Genomic DNA, 11639 nt, shown 5'->3' with positions numbered 1-11639 from the left:
AGACCCTGGGCATGCGGCTCATCAAGAAAACCGTCAACCAGGACGACACCACCGCCTATCACCTGTTTTACGGCGATGGGGTGGCCTCGCCCGGCGCGGACCTCACCTTCTTCGATTTTCCCGCCGCCCCCGAGCAGCGCGGCAACCACACGGTGAGCCGCACCGGCCTGCGGGTGAGCAATGAGGAGAGCCTGAAATGGTGGAAGGACCACTTGCAGGCCAAATCCGTCGGCACCAGCGCCATCAAGGAGCGAAACGGCCATCTTTCGCTTGATTTCGAGGATTTCGAAGGCCAGCGTTTCCGCCTGGTGGTCGATGCAGTCAACACGGCCATTCCCTGGCAGAAAAGCCCGGTTCCCGCCGAGCGGCAGATCATCGGCCTGGGCCCGATCTCGCTGGCCGTGCCCCGGCTCGATCGCACCGAAGCGGTGCTGACGCAGGTGATGAACATGCGCAAGGTGCGCCATTATCCCGCTGCTAATGGCGGAGCCGAAACGCATGTGTTCGAAATGGGGCCCGGCGGTCCTGGCGCTGAGCTGCACGTCGTGGTCGATCCGAGCCAGCCCATGGCCCGGCCTGGCGCGGGCGGTGTCCACCATGTGGCATTCCGCACCCCCGACCAGGACAGCCTCAGGCAGTGGATCGACCGGGTGAGCCGCGCCGGACTGCGCTCGAGCGGGGAGGTGGAGCGGTTTTATTTCACCTCGCTCTACTTCCGCGAGCCCAACGGTATCCTGTTCGAGATTGCCACCGACGTGCCCGGCTTCACCGCCGACGAACCGCTGGAGACACTGGGCGAGAGCCTGTCGCTGCCGCCCTTCCTGGAAGGCCGTCGCGCCAGCATCGAAGCCGGCCTCAAGCCGCTGGTATAAATAGAGAAAGCCCCCGGTCAATGACCGGGGGCTTTTTTTGGTCGAGCAGGGCTCAGGGCGTATCGGGGCGCAAAAGGCTCGCCGTCTGCACCAACTGGATGAATTCGGCGCGATAGCCGCCTTCGTCCGCGCCCTTGCCGCTTTGCGCCAGCGCCTTGATGGCGTCCCAGCTCATGGCCCCGCCATACCCGCTTCCCTTGAGCTTTTGCCCGAAGGCGGCAACGGCGGCGGCAAAGCGCATGTCGGGAGTGACGGCATCGATATCGCCATAGACCAGATCGGCGTTGACCGGCGCCTCGATCAACTGGCTCACATCGCTCTGAGGCAGCTTGTAACGCATCCTGAGAAAGGCCAGTTCGCCCGTTTCGGCCGGCGCCGCGCCGGGCTGGCCATAGCGCAGTGGATCCACCAGCGCGCCGACCGAACCCACCGGCGTGATCTCATAAAGCGCCGTCACCGTGGTGCCCGCGCCGATATCGCCGGCATCCACCGCGTCATTGTTGAAATCCTCGCGATTGAGAGCACGGGTCTCGTAGCCGATCAGGCGATATTCGGCGATCTGGGCCGGATTGAACTCCACCTGGATCTTCACATCCTTGGCGATCATGTGCAGCGTACCGCCCATCTCCTCCACCAGCACTTTCTGCGCTTCGCGGAAATTGGAGATATAGCTGGCATTGCCATTGCCGTTCTGGGCCAAAGCCTGCATCACCGCATCATCGAGATTGCCGCGCCCGAAACCCAGAACGGACAGGGTTATCTCGTCCTGGCGCCTGGCCTTGATGAAATCGATCAACGCAGCGGGCTCGGCGATGCCGACATTGAAATCGCCATCGGTGGCCAGGATCACCCTATTGGTACCGCCCTCCACCTTGGCCTGAGCCGCCAGTTGATAGGCCAGGGCAATTCCTTCCGCCCCCGCCGTGCTGCCGCCGGCTGAAAGCTGGTCCAGCGCCGAAAGGATACGTGTCTTTTCGCTGGCGGCGGTCGGCTCCAGAACCACTCCGGCCGAGCCGGCATAGGCGACGATGGACACCGTATCATTGCCCGAAAGCTGGTCGACCAGCAGGCCGAAAGCGCGTTTCAGCAGCGGCAGCTTGTCCGGCGCGTCCATGGAGCCCGATGTGTCGATGAGAAAGACCAGATTGCTCGGCCGATCCTCCGCCACCGGGGGCACGAAGCCCTTGATGCCGATCTGCAGCAATTGCGTCGCCGGGTTCCATGGCGTGGGATAGACCGCCATGGTGGGCTGGAAGGGCACTTCGGCGCTGGTCGCAGCCGGATAGTCATAGGGAAAATAATTGATGAGTTCCTCGATGCGCACGGCATCGGGCGGGGGCACAATGCCGTCTTCCAGCATGCGCCGCACATAGGAATAGCTGGCCGTGTCCACATCGATGGAGAAGGTGGAAACAGGCTCTTCCGCCACCAGTTTCAGGCGCTGCTCGTCGAAATCGGCAAACACGTCGCCGCTCTGCACAGTATCCGAGGGCATCCACTGCGCCGCCGGCGCCCCCATCTCATAGGACATGCCCATGCTGGCCTGGTTCTGCGTATAGGGCACGGCGCTGGTGCGGGACATAGCCTGGCCCTGCTGTTGCGGCCTTTGCGCATTGGCCGTAGCGGGAACCGGCATGGGAGCTGCTGGAATAGGCGGGGGCGGCGCCACCTCCAAGGCAGGCGTTTCCGCCATTTTGGGCGCCGCATCCGCCACCGGCTCGAGGGAGCCGGCCACTGGCGCCTGGGTTTCGGCCAGGTCGTGCTGCCGCGCCAGGTCGGACGGGGTCATCGAGGTGCTGGTATAAAGCTGATAGCCGAGCGGCAGCGCCAGAAGGGCAATGGCGGCCGTGCCGATGGGAATGCGCATATCCATGATCCTGTGTCCTTTTAGGAACGTGATGATGGATGTGAGACGCCCTCCGAGGGCATGTCCTTTGGGTGCGGTTTGTTTTTTTGTTTCGGCGGCGGCAAAGGCCGCCATGCCAGCCGCAAGCGCACGCTGCTTCGCCTCGGCGTCGGGCGCCGGCGCATCCAGGTCGCGCAATTTCCGGAAGGGATCGTCGTTGTGGGTCATAGCAGCCCCCTGAGGGTCTTGCGGGCTTCGTGCAGGTGGAAAGAGACCGTTGGCTCGCGAATGCCCATGATTTCGGCCGCCGCCGCATGGCTCAGATCTTCGGCATAGACCAGAAGCACGGCGTCGCGCTGCCGCTCGGGCAGGTCGCGCACCGCCGCCCAGATCTGGCCCTGCGTTGCCGCCGCCTCCTGCTCGGCCGGGGCATTGCCGGGAGCGACCTCGGCATAGGCGTCGGCCTTGAGACTGCGCCGCCGCCCGGCCCGCTGCATGTCGCGCACCGCATTGAGGGTGATCCGGTAGAGCCAGCTCGAAAAGGCGCTGCGCCCGTCGAACCCGCCAATCGCCTGTCCGAGCTTGATGCACACATCCTGGGCGACGTCTTCGGCATCGGCCCTGTTCCCACACCATTTCCAGGCCGTGCGATGGATGAAATCGTAATGGGCCGCGATCACCGCCGCGAAAGCCTCGCCATCGCCATTGGCGGCGCGCCGCACCAGCGCCTCCATGGGTGGGGCACCTGCCTCGCCTGGGGATGCGGCATGTCGTTCCATTGCGGATACCAGCACTCGCAAAGCCTTACTTGTGCGATCATTATGGTGTTAAGACGCCGCTGCCCACCCGATCCTTGGGTCGGGCGAAGATTTTTCAAAGGGAAATCTCATGGAAGACCCCAGCCCCTTCCGCCTCAATCGTTCGAGGATTTTCATTCTGGTCATGGGCGTCATCGTGGTGCTCATCGGCATTTCCACCGCCATGGGCGGACTTTCGGGCTATCAGCAACTCAAGCAAGCCAATGCCGAAGCCCATCAGGCAGCCGAGGAAACGGCGGCTCAATAGGTCTCGAGGCCGGCCGGCCCGAAGCGCAAGATCGGTCGAGCGCGCCATGGCCCTGCGCCTCTATATGGAGCCGCCACACAGGAACGGACCATGACGGCGGCGCTTCACAACTACCAATCCCGCATGCGGCGGGCGCTGGACTATATAGAAGCTCATCTCGAGGGCGAGCTGGACCTGGAAACGGTGAGCGGCATCGCCGCCTTCTCCAAATTCCATTTCCATCGCCAGTTCACGGCCACCTTCGAGGTGCCGCTTCATCGCTACATCCAGCTTGCCCGCCTGCGCCGGGCCTCGCACCGGCTGGCCTTCGAGCAGGCGCAAAGCGTCACCGAGATAGCCCTGGAGGCCGGCTACGACGCCCCAGACGCCTTCGCCCGTGCCTTTCGGCAAAGGCTGGGGCAATCGCCATCCGCGTTCCGCAAGACGCCCGACTGGGCGCCGTGGCTTGCGGCCTTCGGGCCTCTCGACAATGCAAGGAACAAGCTCATGCAGATAATCTTCGACAATAGCGATGTAACCATTCGCGACACGCTGCCCACGCCGGTGGCGATGCTGGAGCATCGTGGCGACCGGGCAAGGCTCGGCGACACTTTCGAGCGCTTCCGGGCCTGGCGCAAGGCGGCCGGCCTCTCGCCGGAAACCAGTCCCACCTTCATGATCTTCCGCTCGGAACGGGAGCCGGCGGTCCCCGCCGACTACAGCATGGATATCGGTGTAGGCACCGCCCGGCCGATCGCGACGGATGACGACATCATGAAGGCGGGCACGATTCCGGGCGGGCGCTGCGCGGTGCTGCGCTATCCCGGCAACACGAATAATCTCGAACCAGCCGCGCTCTATCTCTACCGCGACTGGCTACCCGCCAGCGGCGAGGAAGCCCGCGATTTCCCCCTCTATTGCCGACGCCAGCTCGTCGTCATCCCCGAAATATCGGCGCATGAAGTCGTTACCGAGCTGTTCCTGCCGCTCAAATGACCCGCTCGGCGCGGCCTGTCGCGGAAACCGGCAGGCCTGGCCTCAAGCCACCAGCGCCTGCGGCACCGCCTCGGCGATGAAGCCGCCGCCCAATACTTCTGAAATGGGCGTATCGTCGGCATAAAAGACGCAGGCCTGGCCAGGCGAAATACCATATTCGCCGCTGACCAGCGTCACGAACACCTCGCCTTCGCGCATCTGCACTACCGCCGGCTGCGGACCGCGGGTCGAGCGCACCTTCACCTCGACCGGCGCGCCATTGCCGGCGCTCATTTCGCTCAGGGGCAATGCACCCAGCCAGTTGACGTCGCGCAGGCGCACCGTGTGGGTCTTGAGCGCTTCGCGCGGCCCGACGATGACCCGCCCGGTCTTGTGGTCGAGCTTGATGACGTAAAGCGGTTCGCCGGCGGCGACGCCCAGCCCCTTGCGTTGCCCGATAGTGTAGTTGACGATGCCGTCATGAGTACCGAGCACGCGCCCGTCCAGATGCACGATCTGGCCCTGCGCCAGCGCCTCGGGATGCATCTTGCGGATGATGTCGGCATATTTGCCCTGCGGCACGAAGCAGATGTCCTGGCTGTCGTGCTTTTCGGCGATCTCCAGCCCCATGTCGCGCGCCAGCTGACGCACTTCGGCCTTGCCCATCCCGCCCAATGGAAAGCGCAGATAGTCGAGCTGCGCCTGCGTGGTGGCGAAGAGGAAATAGGTCTGGTCGCGTTCGCCATCCACCGGGCGGAACAACTGACGGCGCCCATTCTCGCCCAGCCGGCTCTGCACGTAATGGCCGGTGGCCAGCGCATCGGCGCCCAGATCCTGCGCCACGCTCATCAGGTCGACGAACTTGACCGACTGGTTGCAGGCAATGCAGGGCACCGGCGTCTCGCCTTGCTGATAGGCATTGGCGAAGGGCGCGATGACACTTTTCTTGAATCGCTCTTCATAGTCGAGCACGTAATGGGGAATGCCCAGCCGGGCCGCGACGCGGCGCGCGTCATGGATATCCTGGCCGGCGCAGCAGGCGCCCTTGCGATGGGTCGCCTCGCCATGGTCGTAAAGCTGCAGGGTAACGCCGACGACATCATAGCCTTGCCGGGCCAGCAGACCGGCCACGACCGATGAGTCCACGCCCCCCGACATGGCCACGACGACGCGCGTGTCCTGGGGACGCTTGGCAATATCAAGCGAGTTCAACATTTTCTCTCCGAACCGGATGGGGTCAAGGGCCAACGGACGAATGGCGCGCCTTCTACGCATTTCCGCCCGGGCCTGCAACATTTTGCCCGGCAGCTTTTGCCGCAAGGGCACGGGAAAGCGGATATTCCCAGATCGGCAGGAACGGCCAAGATATTGAATTTCATCCAGAAAACCGGGAATCGCCAAACTGGCACCGGGCTTGCATGGAGCTTTTCGGATTCGTGTCGTTTCATGGGGCTGCCTTCGTGGCATCACATCTCAGCGTTATCAGCAATTCCGTCCCGACGCTCGGCGCCGGCAAGTCTTCGGGCACGGCCGAGGAAACCGGCCTGCCCGGCGCCTTCGCCGCGCTGCTCGGTTCGACGGACCGGAAAACCGATACCCCTGCCCCAGCCCGCAACCCCGCTGCGCCGCAAGCCGAACCCGCGGAGACCTCCGCCCGCTCTGGTCGCGAGGACAAGGAGCCCGAAGCCGTCGCTGCCGTCGTCGAGACCATCGTGCCCCCGCAAATCCCCGAGGAAGCCAAGCCGCTCCTTGTCGGGATCATCGACGATCTCGCCACGCTTCAGGCCAGCATCGAGGCGGGCAGTCCGGTCGACCCGGAACTGCTCCAGCGGCTCGACGCCGCCCTTTCCGATTTCGCCGAGCTGCTGGGCATCGATCTCAACCAGGTGCCCACGCTCGATGCACTGCGCCTCATGACCGCCGAGGCGCTGCCCGAGGATGCCGATTTCGTTACCAGGCTGGCGCGGGCGCTCCAGCCGGTTGCCCTCTCGCTCGAGGAAGGCGCGGTCGATGCCGGGCCCGAATTTGCCGACCTGGTCAAGTCTACCGGCGACAAGCTCGCCGCCCTGCTGCAAGCCCTCAACAGCGATGAGATCGCCCCCGAAATGCTGGCCCAGCTCCAGCCCGATGGCGATGCGCCGGTCGACGAGCAATTGCAGGCGGCGCTGGCCCGGCTCACCCAGACGCCCATCGCCGAGGAAGCCGGCTCTCCCCGGCTGGGCGCCGCCGAGCTCACCCTCACCGAACCGGTGCTGACCGGCAAGGCCAATGCCGAGGCGCGCCTTTCCGACGAGCCGCAGCCCGAGGCCGATCCGGCCAGGCCCAGCCAGAAACCCGACGAACCGGTAGAAGCAAGGCCCGAGCCGGCCCAGAAGGATCGCCCGGTCCCCGACGCCCGCGCTGCCGCTGCTCCGGCCGCGGCTACCGACGCCCCCGATCCGCAGGTCGGCACGCAGCCGGCGCAAGTGGCGCGGGCCGATGCCATTGCGCCGCGCGTGGTGCAGGCCGGCTACCAGACCAGCCAGCAGCAGCTCAACCTGCCTCAACTCGCCTTCGAGATCGTCCGCCAGGTGAGCGAGGGCAATACCCGCTTCCAGATCCGGCTCGATCCGCCCGAACTGGGCCGCATCGATGTCAAGCTCGATATCGATGCCGGCGGCCGCATCAATGCCCGCCTTACCGTTGAAAAGGCCGAAACCCTCGACCTGATGCAGCGCGACCAGCGCGCGCTGGAGCGGGCCCTGCAACAGGCCGGGCTCGACGGCAACAAGACCAATCTTGAATTTTCCCTGCGCCAGAACCCCTTCGGGGGTGGCCAGCAGGGCCGGGACGGCGATGAGCGCCTGCCGCTCTTTGCCGAGGAAGCATCGGGCGAGGCCGATGACAGCGCTCCGCCCCTGGTCAATCTTTACCGCGGCAATCTCAGTGCCAGCGGCGTCAACATCATCGCGTAAGGAGTAGATGTCATGGCCGTCAGCGGCGTTTCAGGCACTTCCGGCACCAGCCAGTCGACATCCCGCACCACCATTGCGGAAAACTTCGACACCTTTCTCAATATCCTCACCACCCAGCTCAAGAACCAGAACCCCCTGGATCCGATGGACACCAATCAGTTCACGGCCCAGCTGGTGCAGTTCACCGGCGTCGAGCAGCAGCTCAAGACCAACCAGTTTCTCGAAACCCTGCTGCTGACCAGCCAGAGCACGGCCAAGACCGACGCCGTCTCCTATATCGGCAAGCAGGTGACCGCGAGCGGCAGGACCGGCTCGCTCACCGACGACGAGGCGGTGTTCTGGGCCTATAACGCCCCGCAAAACGTCGCCAATGCCACCGTGACCATCAAGAACTCAAGCGGACAGGTGGTCTATACCGAAACCGGCTCGCTGGCCGCAGGCGCCGGCACCTTCCGCTGGGACGGTGTCGGCAGCGATGGCGCCATGAAGCCCAATGGCGTCTATACCATCGATATCCAGGGCACCAATGTGCAGGGCAAGTCGGTCAATGTCAGCACCTCCACCCTGGGCATCGTCACCGCCGTCGATTTTTCCGGCGAGGTGCCCATGCTGACGATCGGCAATACCAAAGTGGCCATTTCCGACATCACCGATGTGCGCATCGCCCCCAGCACGACCACGCCCCCAGCAAACGACACCGGTTCGGACACGGAAGAAAACGAGGACGCCTGAGGCCCTTGCGCGCTTACGGCAGGCTGCTGACGCCCCGCCTCGGCGGGGCGCGCCGCATTGAGGGCGCATGAATCAATCCCTTGAAATGAAACGCCATTCTTAACGTGTTGTAAGTTTCCCCTTAGTCGATTTTTAAGGCCGTTGGCCTAGTCTACTGAACATATGGTCAGGTTCAGTAGAGAGTAAAATGACCGTACAGATGCGTCCACGCGTTAAGTACGTTATCGGACCGGACGGAAGTCCGCTCACGATTGCAGACCTTCCCCCCGCCAATACGCGGAGGTGGGTCATCCGCCGCAAAGCCGAAGTCGTCGCTGCCGTTCGCGGCGGGCTGCTGAGCCTCGAAGAGGCCTGCGACCGCTATACACTCAGCGTCGATGAATTCCTCAATTGGCAGGCTGCCATCGACAAGCACGGCCTCGCCGGCTTGCGCACCACCTGGATTCAGCACTACCGCGAAGGCTGATCCCGGGCGGCATCGCCTTCCGTTCAAAGCTCACCGGGCTTCCCGGTGGGCTTTTTTGCGTTTTGGCGTCGCCCTTCACCCTTTTCTAAGCATCCTCGGCATTTTCTGCCGGAATTCGCAAACTGCAACATCGAGTTAATACAATGTTTACCATCGGCTAGGTAATTTTTGCCCAGCGGTCGTGCGGCGCCTTTGCGTTGCAAGGGGGGCCGATTCTAGATCGAGTGCAGGCGTGGACAAACTTACCCAGCTGATCGACCGCATAGGCCTTCCGCGCCTGGCAGCCATGGCTGTCGTCGCCGTGCTCATGCTCGGCTTTTTCGCCTTCCTGATCATGCGGGCGCAGACGCCCAATCTCGCACCGCTCTATACCGGCCTCAGCCTCGAGGACTCCTCGGCCATCGTCAGCGAATTGCAGACGATGAACGTGCCTTTCGAATTGCGCGGGGAAGGCGACACCATCCTCATTCCCCGCGACCAGATCACCACCGTGCGCATGTCGCTGGCCGGCGCCGGCCTGCCCCAGCGCGGCCAGGTGGGCTATGAAATCTTCGACGAGCAATCCACGCTCGGCGCCACCAGTTTCGTGCAGAACATCAACAATGTCCGCGCGCTGGAAGGGGAACTGGCGCGCACCATCTCCTCGCTGGCCCGCATCAAGTCGGCCCGGGTGCATCTGGTTCTGCCCGAGCGCGAGCTGTTCCGGCGCGAGCGCACCGACCCCTCTGCCTCCATTGCCCTGTCGGTGCGCGGCCAGCTGTCCACCAGCGAAATCCGCGCCATCCAGCACATGGTCGCCTCCGCCATCGAAGGGCTGACCCCCTCGCGCGTGTCCATTGTCGATGATCAGGGCAATTTGCTGGCCTCGGGCACCGCCGACGACGCCGAAAGCGTCATCGCCGGCCAGGCCGCCGAGCGCACGCTGAGCTTCGAGAATCGCCTGCGCACCCGCGTCGAGGATATGCTGGCCAATGTCGTCGGCGCCGGCCGGGCCCGCGTCGAGGTCAGCGCCGAGATCGACTTCAACCGCTCCACCACCACTCAGGAGACCTTCGACCCAGAAAGCCAGGTGGTGCGTTCGAGCCAGCTGCGCGAAACCGAGACCCTGAGCGGAGGCGACAACGGCCAGGTAACCGTGGCCAACGAGCTGCCCGGCGCCAGCCAGAACAACGGGCTGGCCGGCGTCACCGACCAGGGCAAGACCAGCGAGGAAATCACCAATTACGAAATTTCCAAGACCACCCAGACGGCCGTGACCGAAGCCGGCGCCATCAAGCGCCTGTCGGTGGCCGTAGTGGTCGACGGGGTCTACGCCACCGATTCGAGCGGAGCCACCACCTATGCGCCGCGCTCGGCCGACGAAATCAGCCAGATATTGACGCTGGTGCGTTCGGCCGTGGGCTACTCGGCCACGCGCGGGGACAGCGTCGAAGTGGTCAACATGCAGTTCGCCGAGCGCCCCGAACTGGCTACCCCCGGCACCGACGGCAATGGCGGCCTTCTCGACTTCACCCGCGACGACCTGATGAATGGCGCCGAAATGGCGGTGACCCTGCTGATCTCGCTGGCGCTGGTCTTCTTCGTCATGCGCCCCCTGCTGCGCAAGGTGCTGACGCCCGAGAGCCAGCCACTGGCCCTGCCCCCGGCGGCCGAACTGGGCCAGCATGGCGTTCTGGGCGCCGATGGCGCGGTGATCGCCGACCTGTCCGAGCCCGAACAGGAGCGCGACAAGACCCCCGCCTGGGTGGCCAATGCCAAATCCATGGGCGAAACCCAGCTGCAGACGCTCAAGACCGTCGGCACGCTGGTCGAGGAAAACCCCCGCCAGGCCGCCCTTATCGTGCGCGACTGGCTCGGTAGCGCGGCGTGACGCAGATGGCACTGGCAACCACCACCGATCCGATGGATCCCTCAAACCTCACTGGCAACAAGCAGCTGGTGATGGGCGACGACACCAATCAGCGCGTCCTCACCGGCGACGAAAAAGCGGCGGCGCTGCTGCTCGCCCTCGGCCCCGACTATGGCAAGCCGATCTTCGACGAGCTGGACGAGCTCGAGGTCAAGCAGCTCAGCCGCGCCATGGCCCGCCTCGGCCCGATCACCCAGGAAATGCTGGATGATCTGATGATCGAATTCGTCACCACCATTTCCTCCAACGGCTCGCTTTCGGGCAATACCGATTCCACCGAGCGCCTGCTGCTGAGCTTCCTGCCGCAGGAAAAGGTGGATTCCATCATGGAGGAAATCCGCGGACCGGCCGGCCGCAATATGTGGGAGAAGCTCTCCAACGTGCAGGCCGACGTGCTGGCCGCCTATCTCAAGAACGAATATCCCCAGACCATCGCGGTGGTGCTTTCCAAGATCGCCACCGACCATGCCAGCCGCGTTCTGGCCGTCCTGCCCGAAGAACTGGCCATGGACGTGGTGCAGCGCATGCTGGGGCTTGACCCGGTGCAGAAGGAAATCCTCGAAAAGATCGAGACCACGCTGCGCACCGAATTCATGTCCACGCTCAACCATTCCAAGCGCCGCGACAGCCATGAGCAGATGGCCGAGATCTTCAACAGCTTCGACCGCCAGACCGAGGCGCGATTCCTCACCACGCTCGAAGAGCAGAACCGTGACGACGCCGAGCGCATCAAGGCGCTGATGTTCACCTTCGAGGACCTGGCCAAGCTCGAATCTTCGGCCATCCAGACCCTGCTCACCAAGATGGACAAGAAGGACCTGGCCATGGCGCTCAAGGGCGC

11 protein-coding genes are annotated in these 11639 nt (G+C 64.2%); 8 read left to right on the top strand and 3 right to left on the bottom strand.

The window, feature by feature from the left end:
- The coding region (locus VDP82_RS07110; protein ID WP_323014154.1) for a ring-cleaving dioxygenase at nt 1-872 on the top strand (872 nt) is incomplete at its 5' end.
- Between the two features lie 52 nt (nt 873-924).
- On the opposite strand, the gene VDP82_RS07105 is transcribed toward VDP82_RS07110, so the two are convergent.
- Together VDP82_RS07105 and VDP82_RS07100 are read right to left on the bottom strand one after the other, a co-directional pair.
- Nucleotides 925-2745, bottom strand: coding sequence for a VWA domain-containing protein (locus tag VDP82_RS07105; protein ID WP_323014153.1), 1821 nt, complete (start codon nt 2743-2745; stop codon nt 925-927).
- A 197-nt stretch (nt 2746-2942) separates the two neighbouring features.
- The gene (locus VDP82_RS07100; RefSeq protein WP_323014152.1) at nt 2943-3497 is read right to left on the bottom strand and encodes a sigma-70 family RNA polymerase sigma factor; all 555 of its coding nucleotides are present in this window, start codon (nt 3495-3497) and stop codon (nt 2943-2945) included.
- Nucleotides 3498-3606: 109 nt separating this feature from the next.
- Between VDP82_RS07100 and VDP82_RS07095 the strand changes: the two genes are divergently transcribed.
- Nucleotides 3607-3783, top strand: a complete 177-nt coding sequence (locus VDP82_RS07095) for a hypothetical protein (RefSeq protein WP_323014151.1) — start codon at nt 3607-3609, stop codon at nt 3781-3783.
- A gap of 90 nt (nt 3784-3873) precedes the next feature.
- Nucleotides 3874-4758, top strand: a complete 885-nt coding sequence (locus tag VDP82_RS07090; RefSeq protein WP_323014150.1) for an AraC family transcriptional regulator — start codon at nt 3874-3876, stop codon at nt 4756-4758.
- 42 nt (nt 4759-4800) lie between these two features.
- Here the strand turns inward: VDP82_RS07090 and mnmA are convergent, their stop codons facing one another.
- Entirely contained in the window at nt 4801-5952 is a 1152-nt protein-coding gene (gene mnmA, locus VDP82_RS07085; RefSeq protein WP_323014149.1) for a tRNA 2-thiouridine(34) synthase MnmA, read from the bottom strand.
- Nucleotides 5953-6197: 245 nt separating this feature from the next.
- On the opposite strand from mnmA, the gene VDP82_RS07080 reads away from it, so the two are divergent.
- The 5 genes from VDP82_RS07080 to VDP82_RS07060 all read left to right on the top strand — a co-directional run.
- Nucleotides 6198-7691 carry a flagellar hook-length control protein FliK gene (locus VDP82_RS07080; RefSeq protein WP_323014148.1) on the top strand — a complete coding sequence of 498 codons (1494 nt, stop codon included), beginning with the start codon at nt 6198-6200 and terminating at the stop codon, nt 7689-7691.
- Nucleotides 7692-7703: 12 nt separating this feature from the next.
- Entirely contained in the window at nt 7704-8423 is a 720-nt protein-coding gene (locus tag VDP82_RS07075) for a flagellar hook assembly protein FlgD (protein WP_323014147.1), read from the top strand.
- A gap of 187 nt (nt 8424-8610) precedes the next feature.
- Nucleotides 8611-8889, top strand: coding sequence for a DUF1153 domain-containing protein (locus tag VDP82_RS07070; RefSeq protein WP_035102845.1), 279 nt, complete (start codon nt 8611-8613; stop codon nt 8887-8889).
- A gap of 232 nt (nt 8890-9121) precedes the next feature.
- On the top strand, nt 9122-10759 hold the full coding sequence (fliF, locus tag VDP82_RS07065) for a flagellar basal-body MS-ring/collar protein FliF (protein ID WP_323014146.1): 1638 nt from the start codon (nt 9122-9124) through the stop codon (nt 10757-10759).
- Nucleotides 10760-10830: 71 nt separating this feature from the next.
- Nucleotides 10831-11639: flagellar motor switch protein FliG (locus VDP82_RS07060; protein ID WP_323014155.1), on the top strand; the 809-nt coding region annotated here is incomplete at its 3' end.

Origin of the sequence: Devosia sp. (assembly GCF_034675085.1) — a bacterium.
Taxonomy (GTDB): domain Bacteria; phylum Pseudomonadota; class Alphaproteobacteria; order Rhizobiales; family Devosiaceae; genus Devosia.
The sequence above is the reverse complement of the archived record's forward strand: the minus strand, read 5'-3'. Positions and strand labels throughout refer to the sequence as shown.